At 59.3% G+C, this 25,517-nt stretch carries 27 protein-coding genes; 12 read left to right on the forward strand and 15 right to left on the reverse strand.

The window, feature by feature from the left end:
• Nucleotides 1–95 precede the first annotated feature (95 nt).
• On the reverse strand, nt 96–509 hold the full coding sequence (locus QXU72_02990; GenBank protein MEM0494220.1) for a hypothetical protein: 414 nt from the start codon (nt 507–509) through the stop codon (nt 96–98).
• A gap of 62 nt (nt 510–571) precedes the next feature.
• On the opposite strand from QXU72_02990, the gene QXU72_02995 reads away from it, so the two are divergent.
• Complete coding sequence (locus QXU72_02995) at nt 572–1,972, forward strand: SLC13 family permease (GenBank protein MEM0494221.1); 1,401 nt, start codon at nt 572–574, stop codon at nt 1,970–1,972.
• Nucleotides 1,973–2,083: 111 nt separating this feature from the next.
• Here the strand turns inward: QXU72_02995 and QXU72_03000 are convergent, their stop codons facing one another.
• Nucleotides 2,084–3,262, reverse strand: a complete 1,179-nt coding sequence (locus QXU72_03000) for a DUF72 domain-containing protein (GenBank protein ID MEM0494222.1) — start codon at nt 3,260–3,262, stop codon at nt 2,084–2,086.
• 267 nt (nt 3,263–3,529) lie between these two features.
• On the opposite strand from QXU72_03000, the gene QXU72_03005 reads away from it, so the two are divergent.
• Together QXU72_03005 and QXU72_03010 are read left to right on the forward strand one after the other, a co-directional pair.
• Nucleotides 3,530–3,841, forward strand: coding sequence for a hypothetical protein (locus QXU72_03005; GenBank protein ID MEM0494223.1), 312 nt, complete (start codon nt 3,530–3,532; stop codon nt 3,839–3,841).
• A 134-nt stretch (nt 3,842–3,975) separates the two neighbouring features.
• Nucleotides 3,976–4,101, forward strand: coding sequence for a hypothetical protein (locus QXU72_03010; protein ID MEM0494224.1), 126 nt, complete (start codon nt 3,976–3,978; stop codon nt 4,099–4,101).
• Between the two features lie 16 nt (nt 4,102–4,117).
• On the opposite strand, the gene QXU72_03015 is transcribed toward QXU72_03010, so the two are convergent.
• The 3 genes from QXU72_03015 to QXU72_03025 all read right to left on the reverse strand — a co-directional run bounded on the left by QXU72_03015 (nt 4,118) and on the right by QXU72_03025 (nt 5,858).
• Nucleotides 4,118–4,531 (reverse strand): type II toxin-antitoxin system VapC family toxin, encoded by a 414-nt coding sequence (locus tag QXU72_03015; protein MEM0494225.1) that lies wholly within the window; start codon nt 4,529–4,531, stop codon nt 4,118–4,120.
• Entirely contained in the window at nt 4,531–4,812 is a 282-nt protein-coding gene (locus tag QXU72_03020; GenBank protein MEM0494226.1) for a hypothetical protein, read from the reverse strand. The genes QXU72_03015 and QXU72_03020 overlap by 1 nt, the downstream gene beginning before the upstream one ends.
• A gap of 98 nt (nt 4,813–4,910) precedes the next feature.
• On the reverse strand, nt 4,911–5,858 hold the full coding sequence (locus QXU72_03025; GenBank protein MEM0494227.1) for a biotin--[acetyl-CoA-carboxylase] ligase: 948 nt from the start codon (nt 5,856–5,858) through the stop codon (nt 4,911–4,913).
• A gap of 78 nt (nt 5,859–5,936) precedes the next feature.
• On the opposite strand from QXU72_03025, the gene QXU72_03030 reads away from it, so the two are divergent.
• The 4 genes from QXU72_03030 to QXU72_03045 are packed head-to-tail and all read left to right on the forward strand — an operon-like array spanning nt 5,937 to nt 9,822.
• Nucleotides 5,937–7,103, forward strand: coding sequence for an MFS transporter (locus QXU72_03030; protein ID MEM0494228.1), 1,167 nt, complete (start codon nt 5,937–5,939; stop codon nt 7,101–7,103).
• Between the two features lie 58 nt (nt 7,104–7,161).
• Complete coding sequence (gene fba, locus QXU72_03035) at nt 7,162–7,974, forward strand: class I fructose-bisphosphate aldolase (protein ID MEM0494229.1); 813 nt, start codon at nt 7,162–7,164, stop codon at nt 7,972–7,974.
• A gap of 11 nt (nt 7,975–7,985) precedes the next feature.
• Nucleotides 7,986–8,951 (forward strand): carbohydrate kinase family protein, encoded by a 966-nt coding sequence (locus QXU72_03040; protein ID MEM0494230.1) that lies wholly within the window; start codon nt 7,986–7,988, stop codon nt 8,949–8,951.
• Nucleotides 8,941–9,822 carry a VIT1/CCC1 family protein gene (locus QXU72_03045; protein MEM0494231.1) on the forward strand — a complete coding sequence of 294 codons (882 nt, stop codon included), beginning with the start codon at nt 8,941–8,943 and terminating at the stop codon, nt 9,820–9,822. Before QXU72_03040 ends, QXU72_03045 begins: the two co-directional genes overlap by 11 nt.
• 10 nt (nt 9,823–9,832) lie before the next feature.
• Here QXU72_03045 and QXU72_03050 read toward each other — a convergent pair whose 3' ends face one another.
• Both QXU72_03050 and QXU72_03055 read right to left on the reverse strand, forming a co-directional pair.
• Nucleotides 9,833–10,351: a nitroreductase family protein gene (locus tag QXU72_03050; GenBank protein ID MEM0494232.1), complete on the reverse strand. Its 519-nt coding sequence runs from the start codon at nt 10,349–10,351 to the stop codon at nt 9,833–9,835.
• Nucleotides 10,352–10,441: 90 nt separating this feature from the next.
• Entirely contained in the window at nt 10,442–10,963 is a 522-nt protein-coding gene (locus QXU72_03055; GenBank protein ID MEM0494233.1) for a class I SAM-dependent methyltransferase, read from the reverse strand.
• A 115-nt stretch (nt 10,964–11,078) separates the two neighbouring features.
• On the opposite strand from QXU72_03055, the gene QXU72_03060 reads away from it, so the two are divergent.
• Genes QXU72_03060 through QXU72_03070 form a run of 3 tightly spaced genes read left to right on the forward strand, consistent with a single transcriptional unit; the run spans nt 11,079 to nt 14,947 of the window.
• Nucleotides 11,079–11,771: an HAD family phosphatase gene (locus QXU72_03060; protein ID MEM0494234.1), complete on the forward strand. Its 693-nt coding sequence runs from the start codon at nt 11,079–11,081 to the stop codon at nt 11,769–11,771.
• Nucleotides 11,768–13,894 carry a hypothetical protein gene (locus QXU72_03065; protein ID MEM0494235.1) on the forward strand — a complete coding sequence of 709 codons (2,127 nt, stop codon included), beginning with the start codon at nt 11,768–11,770 and terminating at the stop codon, nt 13,892–13,894. Before QXU72_03060 ends, QXU72_03065 begins: the two co-directional genes overlap by 4 nt.
• Nucleotides 13,895–13,939: 45 nt before the next feature.
• The gene (locus QXU72_03070; GenBank protein MEM0494236.1) at nt 13,940–14,947 is read left to right on the forward strand and encodes a TrmB family transcriptional regulator; all 1,008 of its coding nucleotides are present in this window, start codon (nt 13,940–13,942) and stop codon (nt 14,945–14,947) included.
• Here QXU72_03070 and QXU72_03075 read toward each other — a convergent pair.
• The 4 genes from QXU72_03075 to QXU72_03090 are packed head-to-tail and all read right to left on the reverse strand — an operon-like array spanning nt 14,944 to nt 19,155.
• Nucleotides 14,944–16,023, reverse strand: a complete 1,080-nt coding sequence (locus tag QXU72_03075; protein MEM0494237.1) for an ABC transporter ATP-binding protein — start codon at nt 16,021–16,023, stop codon at nt 14,944–14,946. The genes QXU72_03070 and QXU72_03075 overlap by 4 nt on opposite strands.
• A gap of 5 nt (nt 16,024–16,028) precedes the next feature.
• The gene (locus QXU72_03080) at nt 16,029–16,868 is read right to left on the reverse strand and encodes a carbohydrate ABC transporter permease (GenBank protein MEM0494238.1); all 840 of its coding nucleotides are present in this window, start codon (nt 16,866–16,868) and stop codon (nt 16,029–16,031) included.
• Between the two features lies 1 nt (nt 16,869).
• A complete protein-coding gene (locus QXU72_03085; GenBank protein ID MEM0494239.1) occupies nt 16,870–17,817 on the reverse strand; it encodes a sugar ABC transporter permease in 948 nt (315 codons plus the stop codon).
• Between the two features lie 30 nt (nt 17,818–17,847).
• Entirely contained in the window at nt 17,848–19,155 is a 1,308-nt protein-coding gene (locus tag QXU72_03090) for a sugar ABC transporter substrate-binding protein (GenBank protein MEM0494240.1), read from the reverse strand.
• 206 nt (nt 19,156–19,361) lie between these two features.
• Between QXU72_03090 and QXU72_03095 the strand changes: the two genes are divergently transcribed.
• Complete coding sequence (locus QXU72_03095; GenBank protein ID MEM0494241.1) at nt 19,362–20,636, forward strand: radical SAM protein; 1,275 nt, start codon at nt 19,362–19,364, stop codon at nt 20,634–20,636.
• Between the two features lie 203 nt (nt 20,637–20,839).
• On the opposite strand, the gene QXU72_03100 is transcribed toward QXU72_03095, so the two are convergent.
• Genes QXU72_03100 through QXU72_03110 form a run of 3 tightly spaced genes read right to left on the reverse strand, consistent with a single transcriptional unit; the run spans nt 20,840 to nt 22,922 of the window.
• On the reverse strand, nt 20,840–21,241 hold the full coding sequence (locus QXU72_03100) for a CopG family ribbon-helix-helix protein (protein MEM0494242.1): 402 nt from the start codon (nt 21,239–21,241) through the stop codon (nt 20,840–20,842).
• 52 nt (nt 21,242–21,293) lie between these two features.
• Nucleotides 21,294–21,749 carry a YbaK/EbsC family protein gene (locus QXU72_03105; GenBank protein ID MEM0494243.1) on the reverse strand — a complete coding sequence of 152 codons (456 nt, stop codon included), beginning with the start codon at nt 21,747–21,749 and terminating at the stop codon, nt 21,294–21,296.
• A 24-nt stretch (nt 21,750–21,773) separates the two neighbouring features.
• Nucleotides 21,774–22,922: a tyrosine--tRNA ligase gene (locus QXU72_03110; protein MEM0494244.1), complete on the reverse strand. Its 1,149-nt coding sequence runs from the start codon at nt 22,920–22,922 to the stop codon at nt 21,774–21,776.
• 105 nt (nt 22,923–23,027) lie between these two features.
• Between QXU72_03110 and QXU72_03115 the strand changes: the two genes are divergently transcribed.
• On the forward strand, nt 23,028–24,236 hold the full coding sequence (locus QXU72_03115) for a saccharopine dehydrogenase NADP-binding domain-containing protein (GenBank protein MEM0494245.1): 1,209 nt from the start codon (nt 23,028–23,030) through the stop codon (nt 24,234–24,236).
• Between the two features lie 76 nt (nt 24,237–24,312).
• Here the strand turns inward: QXU72_03115 and QXU72_03120 are convergent, their stop codons facing one another.
• Entirely contained in the window at nt 24,313–25,437 is a 1,125-nt protein-coding gene (locus QXU72_03120; protein ID MEM0494246.1) for a hypothetical protein, read from the reverse strand.
• Nucleotides 25,438–25,517: the final 80 nt, after the last annotated feature.

Here is a 25,517-nt window from a genome sequence, read left to right on the forward strand (position 1 = left end):
CAGTGTCATTAGGCAGAGGGCCGGCTATAAAGCTTTCCGTAGAGGTAGGCGCGGGTCTAAGTAAAAACGGGCTGTTGAGAACGGGGCAGAGGGGGTTACTCTTTGGGCTCGATCTTCATGCTGGCGACGTGGAAGATCTCGGAGCCTATGTAGAGGGCTAAACCCCCTAGCAGCACGAGAAGTCCAGCTATCAGCGCAGGTATCAGCAGCACGGCAGCTGCGACCAAAGAGGAGAGGCCAGCCATCCTGAACCTGCTCGCTCTGCAGTAGTGCTCGTGAGTGTACAGCGCGAATGCGGCGCCCGCGAACGCGATCACTGCGAGGATTATGTACTCGGTGAAGATTCTCGGCGGAAGCCCCGAGGGGTGCGCGAAGTACTCGAGAGCGAACTTCAGGGACCAGTAGATTCCGTACACTACCGCTGTAAGCACTCCAACTCTAACGCTTATCTCGCCAACCCTGATAAGGTTCTGCGCCGTTTGTACCCAGGAGCCGCTCATCGCAGACATAGCCATTGCCCTCTTGGGGAAAACCCATTTAAAGGTATTGCTAATTCAAGAGCCGCCCCAAGATGGAAGTTCCAGAGGGATTCCGGCTTAGGGTAGCTATCACGCTCCTGCTCGGACTAGTGACCGCTCTAGTGGCGACCCTCCTCGAGCTATCCCCCGTGAAGATTCTCTCCCTAACAGTGTTTATGACAAAGACCTACGCGACACTACTCCTCTGGAGCTACAGGCTGGTGTTCGCTTTCTTAGGAATTTTCTTCTTAATGGCTCTTGGCGTGCTCGACGTACCCCACCTGGTCGAGTTCGCCTACTTGGACGTCATCCTCTTCCTGATAGCCATGATGACATTCATCGGCTTTCTAGAGGAAGATGGCTTTTTCGATTTCATTGTTTCGAAAGTAGCGGAAGCCACACGAGCCAGCTTTAAGGCAATGTTCTTCGTGCTCATCATCGTCTCCGCGTTCTTGGCCGCCCTGATAGACGAAGTCACTTCAATACTCATTGTCTCGGCGCTAGCTCTAAGCATCTCGGAGAGGATGCAGATACCCCCCTTCCCTCTGCTGCTAGCCATAATCTTCGCCACTAATATCGGCAGCAGCGCGACAGTTGTCGGCAACCCCGTAGGAGTGATGATTGCTTTCTCAGCGGGCCTCACCTTCATGGATTTCCTGCGCTGGGCTACCCCGATTTCCCTCATGGCTGTGCTTCTCACAGCTACGATACTGCGATTTCAGTTCAGGGCCTACATCGAGGAGGGAAGCGCGAAAGCGCACAAGCTGCTGGGCGAATGGCAGCAGCCTTCTGCGCGCATTAATCGGCAAAGGCTTCTCCTCGATGGAGTTCTGTTCACCGCCGTGATGGTGGCGCTGGCACTCCATCACCCGCTCGAGGAGGCGCTCGGCCTAGAGAAGAACACGCTACTTCTCGCTATACCAATGCTGGCATCGGGCATAGTACTCCTCCTGGACCCGGTAAGGGGCTTCGAGGCTTTCGAGAAGAGAGTCGAGTGGAGGACCATCGTGTTCTTCCTCCTACTCTTCGCTTCCGTGGGAACGCTGAAGTACGTTGGCCTCGTCGAGGACTTCTCAGCGGGAATAATGAGAATTGCCGGCCACAGCCTCGAGTCGTTAATCGCGACATTCGTCCCCCTAGCCTCCCTTATGAGCGCGACGCTTGACAACGTCCTAGCAGTAGCTATCCTCGTCCCGGTCGTCCGGGATCTGAGCGCTTACGGAGTACCCTCGTACCCCCTGTGGTGGATAGCGCTCTTCGCGGCCTGCTACTCCGCTAACTTCACCCCAGTCGGCAGCACCGCCAACATCGTCGCTGCAGGTCTACTCGAGAGGAGGGGTCACCGGATAAGCTTCGCCGAGTGGCTCAAGGCGAGCATACCGGTGACGCTCGCAACGCTAGCTCTATCGACACTCCTGGTCTACGTCCAGATCCCGCTGATGCCAACCAGCTGATCCCCGGGCTTTTCGAGAAGCTTTCTGCTCTCTTTTTTCCCGGATCTTCTCGCAGTCGTCCATGACGCCGCTCTTATTCTCGCTGCGCGGGGCTGCGAGTGCCCGGCGGGCCTAGCTGGCAAAGTCCCACTCCTCTAAGTTCGAGACGATATCTGCGAGAATTTCCTTCGAAACTTCCCTAGGTAGCGAAAGGAAGAGCTTCACGAGGTGTTTGCAGAACCTCTTCGACTCCAGCAGCTTCTTCCAGTCTTCACAGTCGTGGTAGAGCCTTCTGCCCGCTCTGTCTACCTCGACCTGGTAGCTCTTTACGCGGGCGGAGACACCGTTCTCAGTCAAGCTGTACTGCACCTCCGAGCTGCTGATCTCCAGCCCCCGCTGGAACCTCCGCTCCCCAGCTAGCGCCTTGAGAACCTCTTCAACCCTGCCGCTCTCGAGCTCCTTAACCGCGCCCCAGCCGATCGGCGGAGCGGCGGCGAAGTACCTATCCATCCTGGCTAAGGCTTCCAGCTGCCTCCTCCCCGCGAGCCCGAGGAGCGAGAGCATCTGCAGCGCGTTGTGGGGGGCGAAGCCTCTGAAGTGGTTGTTGAAGTAGCCGAGAACCACGCTGACCTGCTCCGCCAGCTGCTTCAACCTCTCGGCCCAGGGCTCCAGCTCCTCCAAGCTGTAGTGGTAGTAGTACCAGGGCCTCTCCCCCCTCCCGTGCCACCTCACGTACGAGAACCCTGCCGTGACCTCGACAGCCGGTGGGAGAAGAGGCTCGTCGACAACCACGTAGCCGACCTCGTACCTCCGGAGCAGAGCGAACACTTCCCCGCTCAGCCAGCTGGGGTCGCGGAACTCGACAGCAACTCTGACCCCCTCCGGCAGGGCGGCGAGGAACTCCTCAAACCACGGGATCTCCTCCCTGCCTCTAGGTGGCAGCTGGACCAGGACGGCGCCCAGCTTTCCTTGAGCAGCGAGGGGGCGCACCGACTTGAAGAACACGTCGATCTCCGCCTCGGCGAGCTTCGGGTTCAGTAGCTTCCTGTGAGTGATGCCCCTGTACATCTTCACAGAGAAGAGGAAGCCTGGGGGAGCGGACCTGGCGAGCCCCTCGTAGAACTTCTCGCTGAGCAGCGTGTAGAAGGAGGAGTTCACCTCCACGGTGTCGAATAGTTTCATGTAGCTGGAGAGCATGCCTTTCTCGCTCTCGTAGAGGGGGCCGACCCAGTCCTCGTAATCCCAGCCGGAAGTGCCGATGCGTATCCTCGCCTCCCGGCGGCCCAAGCCGAGGAACTCCTCCAGCGACATCTCCGCGATAAGCCTGCTTAAAGCGGGATAAGTGCCTAGCTCGCAACACCACTCCCCGCGCGGCGTAGCTCCTGACAGTGCCTCAGGGACCCGGCTGGCCCGGGGAAGGTTAATAAGAGGATGCCTTCCACACTGCTGCAGCTCGGCTACCGAGAGAGTTTCTAGAGTGGAACTTCTACCAGCGCCGCGAGCTTCTAGCGAGAGTCTCCCAGGGCTCGCAGGCGATCCTGGCAGCGCGTTAGAGAGCTTGCTGCGAGGCACAACGCTGTGCTATGCACGGCAGCTTGCCTGCCCGGCGGCGGTGTGGAGGTTAACGGCAAGGTGGTTGGCGTGGACTACGCGCTGAAGCGCGAGTTTATAGGAGAAGCTATCGGAAGGCTTGAAGAGCACTTGAAGCTGAGCGATGAAGCTTTCTCCAAAGGAGAGAGCTGGGAGAGCATTGCGCGGGAACACGCAGCCCGGGGGTTAAGGCTCCTGCTGGGCTTGATCTACCCGGAGCCCCGGCTCAGCCGAGGAGAGAGTGGACTTCGGGAAGCTGGCCAGCCTCGAGCTAGCATTGAGAGTCCCGCACTCTTCTAGGCACACGTGGAGTATAGTGCAGAGATCTGGGAAGGCTAGCCCCGTCTTCTTCCAACCCCCATCGCTCAGCTTCGAAGCAAACTGCTCCCCTCTCTATTCACGAGAGTGGCGAGTACTGGAGGCTGGCGAACCTGGTGCACGACACTTACCACTACGTGCCGCCTGAGAAGCGGGCAGGTAGGCCGGCGTACATCTTCAGCGTGGAGGAAGTCTACGACAACAGCGCTACGCGTGAAGTTTTCGGAAGAAGGCTCGCTTGAGCAGGAGCTGAAGCCTCTACGGTAGCAGCTGCGCGCTCGACAGCACTTTCACGTGCTTTCCCGCAACGCTCCTCAGCTTTACGTCGTCAGTCACCAGCGCCAGTCTCATCACCTTCGCTGCGTAAACGTAGGAAGCATCGTAGACCGTGATGCCCTCGCCGACCGCTACGCTGAGCACACCGGTTAAGACCTCGCCCAGCTCACCTAGATCGCTGAGCGAGTAGACAGGAATCGTAGCGAAAACCTCAGCCAGGATAGCGACCCACTCAGCCGCAGCCCGCCAGTCTACCCTCCCCAGCAGGTGATATTCCTTCCACACTGCGCTCACGGCTTCGTAGACCGCTAAGCTGATAGTGGCGCCGGCGGCGAGCGGTTTAAGCACACCTCTCTTAACCAGGTTGACGATCGAGCTCGCGTCGAAAAGGTACATTACCTCCCCTCTCTGTCCGCGCGTATCAGGCTGACCACTTCCTCGTCGCTGATGGTCGCCAGCTCTTCGGCCAGCCTCCTAGCCCTAGCCTCGAGCTCCTCAAGCCTCCTGCGCCGAACCTCCTCCTCCAGCGCTCTCCTGATGAGGGGGCCCGGCTTCACACCGTACTTGTCGAGCAGTAGCTTCAACCTCCTGGGGATTTTCGCGGACACCGTCACGTACCCGGACTCCACGAGGTAACCTGCTGTGTAGACCGATATAAGGTTTACATAAAAGGTCACCTCGCAGGCACCTTGCTTAGCTTCAGTGAGGCATCCGCTCTCCTCAACCGGAAGCCCGAAGCCCTTCCCCCCAAAGTACTCGCGCAGGCTTGAGTCCGCTACCTCAGGTGCACAACATCCCCAGCGTAGAAGGTTGCGCGGCGGCCCTCCACCTCCACTACCAGCCCGCCGTTATCATCCACGTCGACTGCAAGCCCCTCGTGCACACCATTCAGCGTGATTACGCGCACTCGCCTGCCGAGCGTGGATGAAAGCTTTTTCCACTCGCTGAGCACTCCTCCAGGCTCCTCACGCAGCTTACTGTAGATGCGGTCAACCTCCCTCAGGATCCTCAACAGGAGCGGCACACGAGGCACGGGGCGCCCGAGCAGCTCGCGGAGCGAGGTGGCTGAGGTGCTCAGCTCTGGCGGCAGCTCGTTGTTCACGTTAACCCCGATCCCCGCGAGGAGGAAGTGTGCCCCACCCCCTGACTCGCCTTCCACCAGTATGCCTGCGAGCTTCCTGCCCTCCGCTAGGACGTCGTTAGGCCACTTCAGCCTAGCGTCCACCCCGTAAGCCCGCACCGCTCTAGCGACCGCCACCCCCAGGGCTAAGCTCAGCAGGTGCGCAGCGCTCAGCTCGGGAGGCCTGAGCACGAGGGTGAACCAGAGCCCGCCCCTGAGCGAGGTCCACGCCCTGCCCAGCCTCCCCCTGCCCCTCGTCTGCTCCTCAGCTACGACGAGAGTCCCTTCAGGTGCTCCCCGCCTCGCCAGGGCTGCGGCGACATCCTGCGTGGAAGTACAAGCTTCGAGAAAGTGCACCGAGAAAGCCATACTCGTGTCTAGCGCTCCCGCGTAGCGTCCCGCTTCTTCGAGGTTGTCGCCGACAGCGAGCCTGTAGCCCAGCTCCGGGCTCGATTCAACCGGGTAGCCCTCACTGCGAAGCTCTTCAGCTAAGCGCTCCACTGCTGCCCTCGGCACCCCCAGGTCCTCGGCCAGCTTCTCGGCTGGGATGTGCCCCGTGCTCACCGCGAGCTGCTCGAGAAGCTTGCGCTTAACGCTCTCCACCCCTCCCACCGGTTCGCCAGCCTGGTTTTCGAGCCCGAGCCGATAAGCTTTTACACTGCACAGCCGGTGGGCTCGCTTGTGGAGAAGAGCGGGAAGAGCAAGCCCGGCTTGAGGAACGTTTACGCGCTCGGCACGGTGAGCTTTCTCACCGACGTGTCGACGGAGATGGTTCTCGGATTCCTCCCCGTCTACGTCGTCCAGGAGCTTGGCGCGACGAGAACCGTCCTGGGTCTGATGGAAGGCTTAAGCGAGTTCACCAACTACCTTTTCCGCCTGCTGAGCGGCTTCCTTTCGGACAAGATTGGCAGGAGGAAGCCCCTCGTCTTCGTAGGCTACTTTCTCTCAACGGTAGCGAAGCCCCTCTTCGCGTTCGCGAGGACGCCTGCAGACGCGGTAGCCGTGCGCGTCGCGGACAGGGTGGGTAAGGGTATCCGGACGTCACCCAGGGACGCGCTCCTGAGCCAGTCGGTGGACGAGAAGATAGCTGGGAGGGCTTTCGGCCTCCACAGGACCCTCGACCAGTCCGGGGCGGTCCTCGGGCCGCTGCTCGCCTCCGCGCTCCTGCCGCTCCTAGGCCCTAGGAACGTTTTCCTCCTCTCCTTCGTTCCGGCGGCGCTAGCCCTCGCAGTTCTCCTGCTCTTCGTTGTAGAGGTGGGTGTCGAGCGCCGCGAAGCGAGCGTGCTTCGAGGGCTTTCGAAGGTGGTAAAGGGCGATTTCGCGCTGCTTCTGGTGGCGTTCGCCGTACTGGGGCTCGGCTGGTACGATTTCTCGTTCGTGCTGCTCAAGTCGGCTGAGCTCGGCCTAGCGCTAAGCATGGTCCCCCTGGTCTACCTCGGGCTCAACGTGTTCCACACGCTCGTCGGGTACCCTGCGGGAGTCCTCTCGGACAGGGTGGGCAGGAAGCCCCTCCTCGCGCTGAGCATGCTGCTGTTCTCGGCTGCGTCCCTGGCCATGGCGTACTCCGCGGGCGTGTGGAGTATTCTCTATGTGGTGGCGCTGTACGGGCTTCACTTCGGGATCTACGAGACCGTTTCGCGCGCGGTTATCCCGAGCTACGCGCCGCCGGAGCTCAGAGGCGCTGCCTACGGGGTATTCTACATCGTTACAGGCCTCTCGATGCTGGTGGGGATGAGCCTTGTCGGCTATCTCTGGGACGCGTACGGCAAAGTCCTGGCTTTCACCTACAGCGCTGGGATGGGGTTGGCTGCGGCGGCGCTCGCCGCCTACCTAGCGGTTAAACGTTAACCGCCTCCAGTAAGCAAATAGAATTTTATTTGCGGCAGCCTCTAGAGAGCGACCTCTCATGGTGTACGGTCTGGTAGGTAAGAGGGTTCGCCTCTTCAGGCTACTCCCCGACGGCAGATCCGTTATCTTCGCTTACGACCACGGAGTGGAGCACGGGCCCGCAGACTTCCCAGCCGCCCTGGTGAGACCCGAGAAGCTGCTATCCCAGCTTGTCGGGGTCGTGGACGCGGTGATGATGCTGCCCGGTGTAGCGAGGCTGACGAGCGACGTTTGGGCCGGCAAAGTACCCCTCATCGTCAAAGTCACGAGCAGAACTTCTCTGAGGCCTGAGCAGGAGAGGCTCCTCCAGAGCCCCTTCGGTGCGGTAGAGGACGCGGTATCGCTGGGCGCAGAAGGCGTCGCGGCGACCGTGTACTGGGGCAGCCAGCACGAGGACGCTATGCTGCGCTTCTGGGTCCAGGTGAGGCGGAGAGCGGACTACTACGGGCTCCCGTGCCTCCAGCTCGCCTACCCGCGGGGGCCGGCGATCAAGAACATGTACGACGTGGAGGTAGTCCGGTACGGCGCGAGAGCTGCTGCCGAGAGCGGCGCGGACCTTATTAAAACGTACTACACGGGGAGCGCCGAGACCTTCCGCCGAGTGGTTGAGGCGGCTTCAGGAGTCCCGGTGCTGATGAGCGGTGGCGCGAAAGCGCCCACGCTGCTCGACTTCCTCAGGGTTGTGAAGAGCGTGATGGAAGCTGGCGCCCAGGGAGTCGTGGTGGGGAGGAACATCTTCCAACACGAGAACCCTCGGGGGGCCGCTAGGGCGATCATGGCTGTCGTGCACGAGGGCAAAGAGCCCGAGGAGGCTGTAAAGCTCGCTGAGTAGGGACGGTCTCCATGCCGTTCGATGTCGTCACTGTGGGGCACATACTCCTGGACTTGAGGTTCTGCGTAGAGCGTTTCGCAGCCAGCGACCGCGAGAGCCCGATCACGTGCCAGAGCCACGGCGTCGGCGGGTCGGCGGCCAACGTCGCGATCGGAGTGCGCCGGCTGGGCGGTCTGTCCAAAGTCATCGGGAAAGTCGGGTTCGACGACTTCGGTAAGAACGCGCTCGAGGAGCTCGCGAGGGAGGGAGTGGACATATCGGACGTCCGAATCGACGCGCTCGCAGGGAGGACGGGCTTCACGGTCGTGATCATCAGCGAGGAGGGCCAGATAGCGATGTACGGCTTCAAGGGAGCGGCTGAGGAGCTGACCCCCGAGGAGGTTTCCCCGCAGGCGCTCGCGGGCAGCAGGTTCCTCCACGTAGCCAGCCTGAGGCTCGACACGTCCGTCCACGTCGCCCGCTTGGCGAAGGAGAGGGGGATCACTGTGACGTGGGACCCCGGGAGGGTTCAGGCGCAGATGGGGCTCGAGAAGCTCAAGCCGATAGTTAGCCTAGCGGACGTGATCTTCCCGAACGAGTTCGAAGCCAAGGCCATGACGGGGGAAGACTCTCTGGAGGCTGCGGTCGACAAGCTCCTCAGCGCTGGCCCCAGAGTCGTGGTGGTTAAGCGGGGAGCTAAAGGCGTGCTGGTAGCAACGCAGAACGAGCGCTTCGAGGTTCCCGCCTACCTGCCCGGGAGGGTTGTCGACACCACCGGTGCTGGAGACGCGCTCGCAGCCGGGATGATCGTTGGGCTGAAAAGGTTCCCGCTGCGCGACGCAGCCCGCTTCGCTGTCATCGTCGCAGGCATGAAAGTGACGAGGCTGGGCTCCCACGAGATACCGAGGCTGGAGGAGGTGGAGGCGGAGATGTCGAGGATCGGGTGGCGCCCTGGAGTTCCGCCGATTAGCGAGAGGTCGTTTCTCGGTGTCGACTAGGCAGTTTAAGCGCTACGCGCTCGACGAGCTCTTCGACTGCATCTTCTACCGCAGGATGGCTAAGCTGGAGAAAGATCCCCGGAACAGGGCCATCCTGGAGAAGCTCAGCGAGGAGGAGCGCCAGCACTACCTTTTCTGGAGCAGTTTGAGCGGGCCCGTCGAGCTGAGCACCTGGGATAAGCTACGCCTACGCTTAGCTCTGCTGTCCGGAAGGCTCCTCGGGAGGGTTTTCACGGTGAAGCTTCTCGAGAGGCACGAGAAGGCGGTCATCGAGGAGTACCGGAGGCTGCTGAGCTCGAAAGCTCTACCGCAGGACGCTGCGGAGAAGCTGGCGAGAATCCTGCGGGACGAGGAGGAGCACGAGGCAAGCCTAGCTGGGCAGATCGAAGAGACCCGAGTGAGGTACCTTGGGTCGCTGGCCCTCGGGATGAGCGACGCGATAATCGAGCTTTCAGGTGTCCACGCCGGCTTCCTCAGCTACACAGCTTCCTCGCTCTACACGGGGATTGCCGGGCTGATCGTCGGCGTGAGCGCGAGCATGTCGATGGCTGCAGCAGCCTACCTGCAGGCTAAGCAGGAGCCCGGTAAAGCGCCGGCGGTGAGCGCTGCGACCACGGGTCTCATGTACGTAGCTACGGTGCTGGTGCTCACAGCGCCTTTCCTGGCGGGCCTACCCTTGCTGGCGGCCCTAGCGGCTTCGCTGAGCCTCGCTTTCCTAGTCCTCGCCATGTTCACTTTCTACAGCTCGGTTATCCGCGAGACGAGCTTCCTGCGCGACTACGTGGAGAACGTGCTCGTCATCCTCCTCGTAGTTGCGGCCGGCTACGCATTCGGCGGATTCGTGAAAAACGTGCTTGGCTTTGAGGTATAAGTGAGGAGTTTCACTCGAGCTTCTTCCCGTAGCTGTCCAGGTGCACTAGCTCTCTCAGCTCCTTCCTGGGCCTTGCTTTCGGCTGCTCCGCGGGGAACCCCACCGGGAAGATCGCGACAGGGAACAAGTGCTCTGGAGCGCCGATAACCTCTCTGATAGCCTCAGCCTCCTGAAGGGTGTATATCCAGACGGTCCCTAGACCCACGCAGTGCAGAGCAAGCCACAGGTACGTTGCCGCGATAGAGCCGTCCTGCAGGAAGGAGTCGGGTGCCTGCCTCCTATCCGCTAGCACGACGATAGCGGCTTGCGCGCCAGCTACGGGCCCAGACCACCGGTGAACCCTCGAGAGCTTCTCCAGAGTTGCTCTGTCGCGCACGACGACGAACTCCCACGGCTGCCTGTTGTGCGCACTGGGCGCGAACCTGGCAACATCGAGGGCCTTCAAGATGAGCTCTAGCTCGACGGGGTCAGGCTTGTACCGCCTGATGCTCCTCCTCGAGAGCAGAAGCTCGCAGCCGCTGTCTGGCACATCAGCAGGGGGACTGCCTCTCTATAAGTTTACCGCTGCGCCTCCCAGCCTGAGGACCTGGAGGCGCTCGGAGCGCCCCGGCCAGGGCTCTTACTTGCGGGCTGCCACAATCAGGTAGTCGCGGTATACGCGCAGGTCCACTAACGTGAACAGCCTCGGCAATAGCTCCTTAAGCTCCTCGATAACTCTTCTCGCATTGCTCGGCCCGTGAGGGTTTAGCCGCGACTCCGGAGTCCACTCAACTACTACGAGCAGCCCCTCAGGCGCGAGAACGCGGTGCGCCTCTTCGAGAGCCCTACCGATATCGTCTACGTGGTGCAGCGAGGCCAGCGCCGAGACCAAGCCGAAGACCCCCTCCCTGAAGGGCAGTTTCTCAGCGTCGCCGGCCACCGGGCTCAGCCGACCGCGCTCCAACTCTCTCTTGAAGCTTTCGCGGAGCGTGCTGAGAGCCGAGAAGTCAACGTCAAGGGTGACTATGAGCGCACTGTTGTACACTGCTGTGAGAGTGCTTAGGTTCTCGCCCTTACCTGTCCCGATATCGAGCGTAACCGCTACTGGGAGCTCTTCTCTCAGCTGAGAGTAAACCTTTACCAGCACGTCTCTGAGTAGCATTCCACGACCCTCTCGAGACTCTGTAGGGTAGTTCGCGTGCTTTTACTGATTTCGCGCCTGCGGATGTAAGGGGTAATGATTAAATACCATTTTAAGTGGTAAACTCGTACCTGGAATGCTGCGCGTGGCCTTCATCTGGGACTTTGATGGAGTCGTCGTTGAAACTCCGCACGAGAAGGCGTGGGCGCTCGCCTGCAAGGCATGGGGGATTAGCGGCTTCACTCGCGATTTCTACGACAAGTATGTGTCCGGCCGGCCGAGGCTAGAGGGGGCTGCTAACATTCTTTCTTATTTGAAGCACGGTGGCCGTCCCCCCTCGGCGGAGAGGCTCGAAGAGGTTGAGCGCTTCGCGGAGCTGAAAACGAGAATCTACCTGGAGCTTTTGTCAAGGGGGGAGTACCGTGTTCGGGTGGATGTCGTCAGGTTTATTCAAGAGTCACGAAGAGAAGGAGCTCTGCAGGTGCTTGCCTCCGCATCTAAGAATGTGCGGTTGTGGCAAGATGTCGAGCTGGTTCCCGGCATCAGACTGGACAACCTATTTGACGCTAATGTCAGCGGCTCCGCTCCCACTAAGCTCGGCGTGTTCAGCAACGCCGTGGTTAAGGCTCGTGAGCTTCTGGGTGAGCCGGAGTGCCTCGTCTTCTTCGACGATGCTCCAAGCGGAGTAGAGGCTGCGAGGCGCCTAGGAGGTAAAGCTGTAGGCTGCTTCAACGAGAAGCTTAAGTCCAGCATGCCTGACTACTTTGTTCCCTCCTTCGAGAAGCTACACTTCAGGGATATTCTTTCCGCTGTGGGGTGCCTGCCTTGAAGAAGTTCATTTTCACAACAGCAGAGCTGCCGGACAGCGCTATCCACACGCTTACAACGCTTTCAAACGGCTTCATCAGTATTCGAGGCGTACCAGAGCTCACTGAGACCTCAACTGGAACCTTTATCGCCGGTGTGTACTGCGACACGCCCCTCTTCTACCGCGAGCTAGTCAACCTCCCCCGGGTGGTTTCACTCTACGTGCGGCTGGACGGCGTCCCCCTGGTGCCGTCCGAGGAGGTTTTCACCTTAGACGCTCTGCGAGGCATCGTTGAGTATAAAGCGAAGCTTGTAGCGCGCGGAGGGTACCTTGAGTACACTGGCGTACGGCTTGTTCACGCGAAGCGGAAGGAAGTGGTTGCCCTCAGGGGGAAGCTCGTCTCGAGAGGAGTGAGGGGTAGGCTCACCCTGGATCTCCCCGTCGAGCTCAACACATGCAACCCGTCCGTGCCTGACAATATCTGTGTGAAGCTTTACCGAGTCGTCGAGAAGTCTGCCGACAGCCAGGCTGTGAGAGTAAAGGTTGTGTCAGCGGATCAGCGTTACTCAGTAGAGTTTGCTGCAGGCGCTAAGTCCTCCCGCGCCGCCCTTCAAGCTTACGCAGCTGGCGAGCGCGTAGGCTTTGCTGGAGAAGTGGAGGTTGAGGATGGGAGCGTGGTCACGGTCGAAAAGCTAGTTGCGGCTTCTACAGCTGGCGAAGCTGCAAGCGTCTTGAACGCAGCTCTGAACATGGATTTTAACCAGTTAGCTGCGAGTCACTCGGAGGAGTGGGAGAGGAGGTGGCGGGAGCTGGGCCTTGAAGCGGAAGGTGATGAAGAGTTCGTCGACGCTCTGTACCTTAACACCTTCCACCTTCTGCAGATGTATAACAGTGAGCTGCCGTTCTTCGCCCTACCCGCCCGGGGTTTCCACGGTCACGGCTACAGAGGGCACGTGTTCTGGGACACTGAGATCTACGCCCTGCCCTTCTACCTGATCCTGAAACCAGAAGCTTCTCGGAAGATTCTCATGTACCGCTGCGCTCTACTCAATGCTGCACGCTACAATGCCGAGAGGAACGGATGCAGGGGGGCGCAGTTCCCCTGGGAGAGCGCGGATGACGGGTTCGAGGCGACACCGCGCGAGATCCCCCTGGACCTGAGGGGCGAGAGAAAGGTCGTTATCAGGACGGGAGAGCTAGAGCATCACATAACAGCAGATATCGCCTATGCTGTTTGGCTCTACCACAGGTATACCGGTGATGACGAGTTCATTTCGCAGTGCGGGCTCGCCCTACTCATCGAGACTGCCCGATTCTGGGCGTCGAGATTCGAGTACGACTCCTCGAAAGGCAAGTACGTTATTAGAAGAGTTATCGGGCCTGATGAGTACCATGTGGGCGTCGATAATAGTTTCTACACGAATCTCTTAGCCGCGTTTAACCTGCAACTCGCAGCCTCTTACTCCAGGCAAGCGGGCGACCAGCCAGAGGGGAGGGAGGTCTTGAGTCAGCTGAACGTCACAGACAGCGAGGTGCGCGAGTGGGAGAGAATCGCCGAGAACGTTTTCCTACCTAGAGGCGCGGATGGCGTATGGGAGGAGTTCGAGGGCTACTTATCTCTCGAGGACTACACGCTCCCGGAGGGGTGTATCGGCGAGGCGTGCGTGCCTGAGGATGTTTTAGCTCGCGTTGAGAAGACCAGGCTTGTGAAGCAAGCGGATGTGGTTGCCGGCCTTTTCCTGCTTAGGCACCTTTTCTCCCGCGAGGAACTAAGCCGAAACTACGAGTTCTACAAGAGGCGTACAACGCACGCGTCATCCCTGTCGATTCCTATGTACGCTGGTTTAGCGGCGTACATAGGGAAGCTTGAAGAGGCTTCAGCCCTCCTCCGCACCGCTATGCTAGCCGACCTCAAGAATATCTACGCGAACACGGGGGATGGCTTCCACGTAGGCTCAGCGGGAGGCGCTTGGACGGCCCTGCTTTTCGGCTTTCTGCGCCTGGAGGAGAATCGCGGGAAGCTCACCGTAGCTCCCGTTCTCCCCCCGTACCTCAGGCGTCTCCGGCTAACGGTCAACTTCCGCGGCAAGAGATACCTGCTTGAAGTCGACGGCAAACGCGCGTCTATTAAGGAGCTGAGCTAGCACAGTACTTTTTTATCTTCCCGCGCGCTTGGCGGTCAGGCCTTTATGGAGCGCCTCGTAGAGCTCGCGGAGAGACTCGGCTTGTCGAACTATGAGGCTAAAGTCTACGTAGCGCTCCTTGTATACGGTCCGCTATCCAGCACGGAGCTAGCAGAGAAGAGCGAGGTTCCGCAGCCCAGAATCTACGACGTCGCCAAGTCCCTGATGGACAAGGGTCTCATAATGGTTCAGCACGGGAGGCCGAAAAAGTTCTCGGCAGTGAATCCTTCAGTAGCGCTGAGGAACTACGTGCAGAGGCGCTACGAGAGCCAGCTTCAAGCGCTTGAGGAGCTCCTGGGGTCGGTTCCAGAGGAGGCTGTGGAGGACGAGGTCGGCTTGTGGATTTCCCGCGGATATGAGAGCATGGCTAACCTAATAGAGGATTCGGTGAGGTCGGCGAAGGTGGAGCTGCTCCTAGCAGTCCCTTCACGTATGGCGAGGAAGCTTGTCCCACTCATCCGAGAGAGCATCTCAACCTGCGCCGTCCTCTTCGACTCCGAGGAACTTGTAGAGGACGTGCTCTCCAAGTTCGACGAAGTTAGGCTTCGGCCGACAAAAGCTCCTATAATGGTGATGCCGGACTTCAGCTATATGCTCGTTGTCGTCGAGTGGGACGGTGAGAGGCCTGTCGCTTACAAGGTTACCGACAAAAACCTGGTGAAAATGCTCGCTGTCTACTACCTTAACTACCTGAGGGGCGAGGGGGAAGCTATATCCGTGAAGTTTCGGCAGCTAAAGAGGAGAGCTTACGTTCACTTAACGCGCGCATTAGACCACTTACGCCAAGTTGAAGGAGAAGTCATGGTGACCGTGAAGGGTAGCTGGGTGAGGAGCAGAGAGCCCGTCATGCTTCGCGGTAAACTCGTCAGGATTTCCGAGAACCTTCTGAGGAGCATGGGCAGCCTCGTTCTCCGCTTAGAGGATGGCAGGGAAGTAACTGTGGGCGGTATTGGCGCTCACCTAGAGGACATTGAAGCAAGGGAAATATTGATAGAGGTAGAGGCGCCGACTTAAGAGGATAGCTCGACGCTGAAGGATTTTGAAATTCCGATGAGCTCTTCTGTTTCAGGATCAAATAGGTAGAGGGGACCTACAGGGTTGACGCTCAAGCTCTCCCCTGGGCTTAGCTCGATACGGCCTCTCTCGACGTAGACCGTAACCTCCTGCCTTTCAATCAGCATATGCAGGATCAAGCCGCTTCCCAGCCTCTCGACGCCTACGAGGGTTCCAGTGAGCTCTCCTTCGCCTGGAACAAGGTCCTGAGGCCTTAGGCCGATGATCACGTTACCGGGCTTTACTGACACATCCCTGACTCTAAAGAGATGCTTACCCATCCTCACACCTTCGCTCGTCGCCTCAGCTACCAGAAGGTTCATGCTCGGCGCGCCGATGAAGCTCGCCACGAAAACGCTCTTTGGCTTCTCGTAGAGTAGCGAGGGCTCGTCAACCTGCACGACGCGGCCCTTGTTTATTACCGCAATTCTGTCAGCCATGGTCATCGCCTCAACTTGGTCGTGCGTTACGTACACTGTAGTCGTCTTCAGGTCGTCGTGGAGCAGTTTTCTCAGCTCGAATCGTAGGCGCGTTCTAAGCTTCGCATCAAGGTTGCTGAGCGGCTCGTCCAGCAAGAATACCTTAGGTCTCCTAACGATAGCTCTTGCGAGGGCTACTCTCTGCTGCTCGCCACCTGAAAGCTGGTAGGGGTACTTTTCAAGGAGGTGCGTTATACCCAGCATCTCGGCCACCTCGAGGACTCTCTGCTGAATTTGCTCCTTCGGGTACTTCTTCATCCTGAGCGGGAAAGAGATATTGTCGTAGACTCTCATGTGTGGATACAAGGCGTAGTTCTGAAACACGAAAGCTACATCCCGCTTGCTAGCATCCACTTCGTTGACGATCTTACCTTCGATGAGGACTTCCCCCGAATCAGGATCTTCTAAGCCTGCGATGATCCTAAGGAGTGTGGATTTGCCTGATCCCGATGGGCCGAGGAAGACGAAGAACTCTCCCTTCTCGATCTTGAGAGATACATTGTCCACGGCTACAACGTCCTTGAATCTTTTCGAGATGTTTCTGAGCTCCACGCTCACACGCATCACCCCTTCTTCGCTGTAACAACTACACCGCGAATCAGGTACTTGTTGAGCATGATGTAGAGTACGATCGTAGGCAGCGAGGCTAACAGGCTTCCGGCGATAATCGGAGTGTACTCGACCCACATGCTGCGCGCGAAGGCGAAGTTTAAGCCCACAGGCAGGGTGAAGTTCTCAACGCTCCTAAGGAAGACGAGCGGCCCTAGGAAGGAGTTCCAAGAGCCGAGGAACTGGTAGACAGCGACCGCGCCGAGTGCGGGTTTCGCGAGAGGTAAAGCCACGTAGAAGTATACTTTAAGAGGGTCTGCCCCGTCGATGCGAGCTGCCTCAAACACTTCTCTTCCGAGAGACAGGTAGTACTGCCTCATCAGGTAGATGCTGGAGATGCTTGCTGAGCCTAGCCATGCGAGCGCGAAAAGGTTGTCTACGAGCCCGAGCCTCGAAACCAGGATGAAGTTAGGAATGATCGTGACGAACGGCGGCACCATCAGCAGAGCTAGAAGCGTGCTGAACAGCGCGTTTTTCTTCGGGAAGCTCAGAAGCGCGAACGCGTAACCAGCCATCGATGAAGTGACGAGGTTGAACGCTGTCACTAGGCTGCTGAGGAAGGCCGTGTTCAGTATCCACCTCGGAAACAGCGAGAGGCGGAAGAGCTTGATGTAGTTGTCGAGCGTGAAGGGGTTCGGAATCCACTCCGGCGGGTAGCGGGAGGCTTGAGCCCAGACCATGAACGAGGCTACCGCGGACCTGATGAAAGGCATCATATAGACTAGAGAGAGAAGCACTAGAGCCGCGTACAGCAGCACCACGAGGAATAGCTTGACGATCCTTTCTCCCACCATGCTACCTCACCCAGGGCTGCTTTAGCTTCTCTTGAACGTAGTAGTTCAGGGTGAAAACTATTGAGAAGAGAAGCACTGCTTTCGCCGCCGCGTAACCGTACTGAAGCTGAACAAACGCAGTGTTGTATATGTCGAGAGCGATAGTGTAGCCTGCACCGCCCGCACCCCCGGATTGACCAGCCATCACCCAGGCGAGGTCGAACATCTGGAGCGCACCTATTGTTCCGAGCACAACCACGTACGTTATGAGAGGCTTGAGAAGCGGGATCGTTATGTGCCTAAAGCGCTGCACAGGGCCTGCACCGTCGATCTTCGCAGCCTCGTAAACCTCTTTGGGTAGAGCTTGAAGACCGGCGATGAAGGTCACCGAGAAGTGTGCGCTCGTACCCCATATCGCGACTAAAGCGATAGCCGGCAGCAGGAATACTGGGTCGTTCAACCAGTCGGGGCGGAAACCGCCCGTAAGGTAGCTTACGAAGTAGTTGATGAAGCCGTCACGCATAAAGAGCCAGATGAATATCAGCGAGACGATAACGGGGCACGTCGTAGCTGGAAGGAAGAAAATAACTCTGAAGGCGTAGGACCCTCTGGGGGCTCGACTCGCGAGCACGGCCAAGATAAGGGCTAGCAGAGTCTGCGCCGGCACAACCAGGGCTGTGTACAGTAGAATATTCTTAAGCCCGTTGAAGAAGGGAGCCTTCAAGTACGCGAGCCGGGGATCGCTGAGGAACGCTTGAAACCCTACTACGAGCTCTTGAACCATCCTGGCGTAGTTACCTAACCCGACGAACTTCATCGGAGTTAAAATGTCCCAGCTGAAGAAGCTGAGCATGAAGGCAAAAATCATCGAGAAGTAGCCGAAAAAGAAGTTGAGCGTCAAGGGGTAGATAGTGAGGAGAATGAAAGCCAGATACTCCACACTTCTCTTACCCTGAAAGAGAAAAACCATATTTTTCCACACCCCGTCTCGGGGCACTTTCTAGCCTCCGAAGCTCTGCTTAACCTTATCCTTCATCAAGCCTACCGCGTCAGAGGCGGCGATCTCGCCCTTGACTGCAGCGCCGAGAACTTGCGCAATCGCTCCTTCAAGCTCTCCAGTTTTCGCACCGTAGAAGAACACCTGGACTTTGTCGTACTTACCAACCATGTCGAGCTCTTTCCTGTGGGAGGGCCAAAGCCCGGGATCCGTAGCTAAGGCCTTGATGGAGGGGAGTGTGTGGCCCATTTGGACTACAATCAGCCTCTGCCCCTCAATGCCCTGGACGTACTGGAGGAACTTCAGCACAGCATCGAGGTTTTCCGTCTTCGGGTTTACTCCCAGAGCGACTGTGTAAGCCATGGTGGCCCTCCCCGCGCTGCCCTTAGGCAGCAGAGCGATATCCCAGTCACTCCCGTATTTGAAGTCGGGGAACTGATCCGACAGGTATGGGATAAGCCAGCTACCCTCTATCGTCATTGCTGCTAGCTGCTTCCCGAAAGCTTCGCCGGACCAGCCAGCGTTAATGTCAGCCGGTGTGACGATCCAGCCTTCTTTCCTGCCTCTCTGGAACATTTCAATGAAGCGCGTTAGGCTGTTTCTCACGGCGGGGTTGTCAAAGTACGCCGCATCGGCTGCGCTGTAGAATAAGGGGGAGGGCGCTCCGTTAGATAGCAGGTAGGGGAGCCACCTGTTAAGCTCTGCATGAATAACCAGCCCGGGCTTCCCGGTTCTCTGATGTATCTGCTGCGCTGCGTTGAAGAGATCTTCCCACGTCCAGGCCTCTGTGGGCTCAGGTACACCTGCTTGCGCGAAAAGCTTCTTGTTGTAGAACAGTGAGAGGACTGACCAGTCCTTTGGGATGCCGTAGAGCTTACCATCTCTGCCTTTGAAAGGTTCCAGCAGGAACGGGTAGAACTGATCGATGAACTCTTTCGGGAGCTTGTCTCCAATGGGGTAGACAGCACCTCTTTCTATGAAGACTGGAGCCCAGGCCGAATCAAGGTAGAAGATGTCCGGTGCGGCTCCAGCAGCGTAGCTCGCTAGGATGTTCTCTGAGAACATTTGAGTGATTACCTCGTACTTCACGATAATTCCGGGGTTAGCTTTCTGGAACTCTTCGATAAGCTTCTGGTAATTCTTCATCTCGGTTTCTCCAGCACTCCAGCCAGCGAACCTGATTACGGTGGCAGTGGGTGGAGCTGCCGGCGCGGAGGGTCTCAGCAGCATGAAGGCGGCAGCAACCACGATCACCAAGATGGCAATCACTCCGAGAGCCACGAGAGTGGTTCTCTTAGGTTTCTCGGCCATCTGGTGTCAGTTATTTACAACTCAAAGTAGTATTTAAAGCTTGCGCAAAAGAAGGTAGTAGGTCTTGAAAAATTGAGAAAGCTTCGGCTATCGGCCTACTAATCTACAGCGGAGAGGAGCTGGGGCTGCTACTTCTCTTTACTCTCCTCGAGAGGAGCCTGAGCAGCAGGCTTAATATGCCCCCCGGATAGGAGCTGTGGGCCAGCTTGTTTCCCGAAACGGTACAGTTCGAGATAGCGAACACGTGCAACCTGTCGTGCATCATGTGTATTCGGAGAACTTGGAAAGCCCAGGATTTCGGCTACATGGACTTCGACCTCTACAGGAGGGTTATCGACGAGGGTGCCGGGCGGCTGAAGAGGGTTGTCCTCTACGGTTTCGGCGAGCCTTTCACGCACCCGCGTTTCACTGAGTTCGTCAGGTACGCTCGCAGCGCGCTCGGCGATTATGCTTACATCTTGACCGTGACGAACGGCACGCTCCTGGACTCCAGAATGGTTTCCGAAGTTTTCGAGGCGGGTATCGATGAGGTAGCCTTCAGCGTCGACGCTCCCGATATCGAGCCCCTCTCGACGATCAGAGTTGGCTCTGAGAGCTACGATGTGCTCAGGAACCTGAGAGCCGCGTCCGAGCTGAAGCGCGAGTACGGGGCTAGGCTCGGCATCTCAACCGTTCTCATGCGGAGCAACTACAGGATGCTACCGCGCCTCGTCGAGCAGGCGGCGGAAGCGGGGCTCGACTACCTGGTCGCCTCCCACGTGGTGCCCTACCACCCTGCCATCGTGGGAGAAGCTGTGTACACTACAGCCAGCGCGGAAACGGTAAGGTTCTACAAGCAGGCTGGGCGGAAGCTGGGCGCTCTAGCCAGGGAGGCCCTCTACGATGCTTTCCTCTCCCACTACACCTGGCAGGAAAGGGGGTCGAGGCAGCTCTACCTCAGCCTCCTCGAAGGGATAGCCAGGATAGGCTACACCTTGAACTACGAGCTGGTAGAGGACGCTCTATCCAGAGAGCAGCTGCTCCAGGACGTGGAGGATACCATCGCAGCTGCGAGGGACATCGCGACGGCTCACGGGCTCGAGGTGAAGCTGCCCAGCGTTTACGCGGATGCCCGGAACAGGGAGTGCCCCTACGTCAAGCAGAACGCGACGATGATCCTGCGCGACGGGAAGGTCGTACCCTGCATGGACCTCGCGTACGAGCACCCACTGTACACTAACATGCACGCGAAGATCGTGAAGCAGGTAAGCTTCGGCAACGTTAGCGAGAAGCCTCTCTCCGAGATCTGGTCCAGCGAGAAGTACGCTAGCTTCAGGGCTCTCAGGAGTAGCCTCACGAGCACTACCCCCTGGTGCGCAGACTGCTCCTTCTCGACCAGAAAGTGCTGGTACATCGAGACCAACGACTACGACTGCTACGGAAACGAGGTAGGCTGCAGCGAGTGCCTCTATAGCGCGAACCTTGCACACTGCATAATCTGAAGAGGAGCTGGGGCGCGCCCCCGAATCAGGCCGCCAGCTTCCTCACGGTGCGCGCGAGCTGCCGCCTAGAGCGGGCTCCCACCGCCGCCGGCTCTAGAGTGCGTAGAGGTTCCTGCAGCACGCAGGCATTGCCTTCCAGTAGGCTGGCTTGCGAGCAAGCTGCGGTGGTTGAAGCCCGCGCTTCGGCTCTCCGGTGCTAGCGGCTACCGCCGCTGACCGCGCGCTCTCACTGCTACCAGCGAGTGCTGGACTGAGAATACTCCGCTTACCCGCCTCAGCGAGGATATCAGGCTCCGTATCCTCTCACCCTTACCCTCAACAGTTAGCACTTCTACGCACTTGTCATCTGAGACGTGGAGGTGCGTGCTCGACCGCACGATATCGAGGTGCTCGTGCTGCGCGTCGACGAGCGCGTGGACAGTCTCGCCTCGCGTGTGGTCGTAAGCCACCGTAACCGCACCGGCGTAGTACTCGTCTCCGCTCAGCAGGTGCGAAGAGTAGTGAACAATAGAGTCGCTGATGATCCTCGACCGGTTGTAGACTCCCGTCTTCCTCGCCAGGTCTTCGAGGAGCTTGTACACCTCGTCTGGGAGGGCTACGCTCACTCTCCTCAAGAGCGCTCCCGCGTAGGTACCCCGAAGGGATAGATAAATGGTTTTAAGTGTGCTCCTTCTTAGGCACGTTCAAGACCGTAGCTTCAGCCAGCTTCAGTATATCCTCTGCCTTTATGAAGAGAAGGTGCTGCGAGTCGCCTCCCCCCACGTAGTAGTAGCCGCCTAGCAGCTCTTCATCCAGGTACACGGGGAGTTTCCGCAAGTGCCCTACAGGCGGCACGCCGCCGGGAGGGTAGCCCGTAGCCTCTATGACTTCGCTATCGGTGGCGAGCCTGAGCTTCTTGCACCCAAGGAGGCGGGCCAGCTTCGCCTGGTCTACCCTCCTATCCCCCCTGACAACCACCAGGAGGGCTTTACCTTGCTCTGAGACGAGAACCACAGTTTTGGCGATGCGGCTGAGCTCGATGCCCAGGTTCTCGGCAGCTTCGCGCGAGGTCGAGGCCCTAGGCACCTCCACTAGCCTGTACTCTATTCCGGCTCTCTCGAGGAAGGACTTCAAGCTTTCCGGGCCGAGCGTGAGGGTTCACCTCGTTATCTTTATCTCTCTCATCTCTTCGAGGTACTGCCTCCCAGGGCCCTCGGCGAAGTGCTTGTAAGCAGGCTCGAGGATCTCCGCTAGGCGTGTGGCGACGGCCTCCTTGAGGTCTAGCGGGTGTACCTTCTTCTCGCGGAATGCCTCCTCGAGGCTCTGGTAGCTCTCGAAGCTCGCCCGGGCTCCGGTCTTCTTGTTGACAACCTCGAAGGGTTCTCTGAGCTGCCGAAAGATAATGTACCTCGCAATCTCGAGCACGGGGTTCAGCTCCACCTCGCCCGCGGGGCAGAAGGCTCCGAGCACTTTCGAGCGGACGACTTCGGGAGGATCGTGGATGAACACGGCCCCCTCGGGCTTAGACTTCGACATCTTAGCGTCCGCGACCACCTTCTCGAACTCCTCCCGGCTGCCAGCCCTCCTGGCCTCCACCAGGGCTCTCCAGCTCTCCTGATCCATCGCCAGCGCGGGGAGGAGGTGGTGGTGCACCGCTACGGGCTTGTAGCCGAACGCTTTCTCGCCCACTTCGATCGCGATCACGTGCGCTTTCCTCTGATCCATCCCGCCGTGAGCGATGTTCACTCCGAGGCTGAAGATATCGGCCACCTGCATCGGCACGTAGAGCAGCTGGGCGAAGCTCAGCGCTTCGCTTTCCCTCCTCCCGAGGATGGTGACCGAGCGCCGGACTCTCGAGAGCGTTGCCTCCATGGAGACCTTCAAGACGTTTGTGAAGTAGTCGATCCCGAGCTTCTCGTAGAGCTCCGAGCCGAGCACGAACCTCGTCTTCTCCGGGTCGCCTCCGACAAGCTTCAACGACACTTTCAGCGCCTCCTTGAAGTACCCGCCGGCAACCCTCCTTATGGTCGAGAGGTCCCCGCCCAGCTTCCTGTTAATCCAGCTGTGGTAGTCTGCCAGGAAGACCTGCGTCTCCACCCCGACCCCCTGCAGGTCGGCGACCTTCTGCATTGAGATGAGCCCAGTGCCGAGGTGCACGTACCCCGAGATCTCAAAGCCGATGTAGTGGACGAGCCTCTCGCCGGCCTCAGCCATCGCTTTAAGCCTCTCTGGGGAGATAAGCTCCTCGGTGGGCTCCCGCAGCGCAGCCGAGACTACAGCGTCCGGGTTCACCGTGATCCGCTGCAAGCAGACTCGCCTCCTGTTAAAGCTTTCCGCAGCTGTTTTGCAGCTCGCTCGAGAAGCGCAAGAGAGAAAAGCAGGCGGCGACCACAGAGCTTGCGGTGGGAGCTCGTGAGAGTAGCTGTGCTCGGCTGCGGCGCGGTAGGCTCCGTCTTCGCTAAGCTTGCAGTCGAGGAGAAGCTGGGAGAGGTAGTCTGCCTGGACCGCTACCCGGAGAGGGCTAAGGCTTCTCTGAGCTACGGTGTGCAAGCTGACGTGCCTGTTGAAGCTGTAGATGCGCTCGACAGCGAGGGGCTCACCCGCAAGCTGGCCGGCTTCGACTTCGTAGTTAACGCTCTGCCGACCTTCGCCCGCGTTAACCGGCGCGAGATCCTCCTGAACCCCCTGGTCATGGCGGCGGCGCTCCGCGCGGGAGCGAACTACGTAGACCTCGCGTGCTACGGCGGCAAGAAGCGTAGAGCAGAGCAGCTGTCGCTCGCGGGGCAGTTCAGCGGGGAGGGGTTGCTCGCGCTCATCAACAGCGGTGGCTCGCCAGGCCTCTCGAACATTCTCGCCCGTAGCGCTTACGAGGAGCTGGACTCCACGCAGACAGTCACGGTGATGAGCCTGGAGGACCAGCGCGGGAGCACTTTCGTGATCCCCTGGTCCCGGGAGGAGATGCTGAGCGTCGCGTCCCCTGTGCTGGCCTACAGGAACGGGAGGTTTGAGCTGCAGGACCCCTTCGCCGAAGCTGAGGTCTGCGAGTTCCCGGAGCCCCTGGGATCTGTCAGGTGCTACTCCGTGTCGAACGATGAGAGCTACACGATCCCCCACTTCCTCAGGATCCGGAACTTCCGCTACCTAGCTGGGGGCAGCGATATCGAGGTTCTCCGCGCCCTCTACAGGCTGGGGATCTTCAGCAGCAAGCCGCTCCGGTTGAGGAAAGCGCTCGTCACGCCCAGGGAAGTGCTCTACCACATTCTCGAGAGCGCTGTGAACCCCGCTGAAGTCGACGCAGCCCTCAGGGAGGGGGACCTGGAGGACGCGTACTTCGCTATCCAGGTGGTGGCGGAAGGCGAGGTCAGCGGGGAGAGAGCCCTGGCGAGAAGGTACGTTATCTTCCCGAGCCAGCGTAGGGTAGCGCAGCTCATGCCGGGAGCGACCTACATAACCTACCCGACAGCAGTCTGCGCTCTGGCGATGCTGAAAGCCGTGAAGGGGAGGAGGCTCAGAGGCGTGCTGCCCCCCGAAGCCCTCCCGAGACCGCTGAGAAGGCTCGTCCTCGAGGAGCTGGAGAGACGCCACATAATAGTTAACGAGGAGTTCAAAGTCCTACCCTAGCGCGCCGCTGTGCGGCAGTTGAAGCGCCCCCCACCTGAGCCCCGGGCTAGCGCCGTTGGCCAGCGCGGCTCGGCGGTTAGCCTCTGCCGAGCTTTCTTACGAACTGCAGAAGATCCTGGTAGGCTAGGATCTTAGCCTTCTGCTTAACCCCCGGTGGGCCCGGCCTCTTCATGTAGAACAGGTTGACCTCAGGCAGAGTGCCGCGGAAGCCGGCCCGAAGCGAAGCGTAAGCGAGCCTGGCGAGGTCTACCATGTAGCCGGCAAGCGCCGGGCTGTCGTTAATCCTCGCGCTGACTACTAGCTCGTCGATAAAGCCGCCGAAAGAGATCCACTGAACATGCATCGCCACGAACTTCTTGTCGCCGAGAGGCTCAAGGTAGCCGGTAGGCTTGATGAAGTGCGGAGGCTCGTAGCCCAGCACCTCCTCGAGGAAGCTGCTCTTCGTCTCCTCCTTCGCCGCGTTCCGGTCGGGCTCGGTGAGCGAGAGGAAATCGGTGTTTCCGCCGATGTTGAACTGGGCGATGGAGAGCACCCTCCTGTTCCTCTCCGCTAGGTGCTCAGCCAGGTCGACAGTCAGCGGAGTAGCCCCCGTCGCGCCATCATCGCCGAGCACTAGCGAGCCGCTGAGCTGCGCCTGCTCAACGAGAGCGGGGCTGCAGGCCACGTGGGCCGGCTGCATGTTCACGTGCGCTACCCCGCTTCTCTTCAGGGTGAGGAGGGCGTAGACCTGAGGGTGGGGGAGCTCGCCCCTGAGCGTTTTCCTCTCAGCTTCCTCCCGATCGCGGAGAGGCTCCGAGCGCGCTGTCGTCGTTACGTCGAACACCACGTCGGGCTTCGCGTCGTCCAGCAGCTCCTCGAAGCGGGCGATAGCGTCCTCCAGCGGGAGCCTATCGTCGAGAGCAGCTGTTCTGATGAATGAGGGGGTGCTCGCCAGCCTCAGGCCCGGGCTCACGGCGACCTCCGCCAGCTCCGGCTCAGGCTTAAGGTTGTAGCGCTCCGCTACTTCGTAGAGCGTCCTCCCCACCTTGCTCGCGTCCACATCCACGCTCGCGACAACCTCGAGCCGCTTAATCGGAACACCGAAGTCGATCTTCGCGAGCGGAACCCCCCAGGGCTCAGCCAGACCCTTCTTCAAGCGGGCGAGACCCCAGGCGAAGACGGTGGCAGCGTGCCCCTGCCCGAGCAGCATCACGCGCACCATGACTTTTCACAACCATGAAATAGTTCATAGTTATAAACATACCTCGGGGTCGAGCGCCGGGAAAACCCCGCGCCCGGCCG

It is taken from the genome of Thermofilum sp. (assembly GCA_038741495.1).
GTDB lineage: Archaea > Thermoproteota > Thermoprotei > Thermofilales > Thermofilaceae > Thermofilum.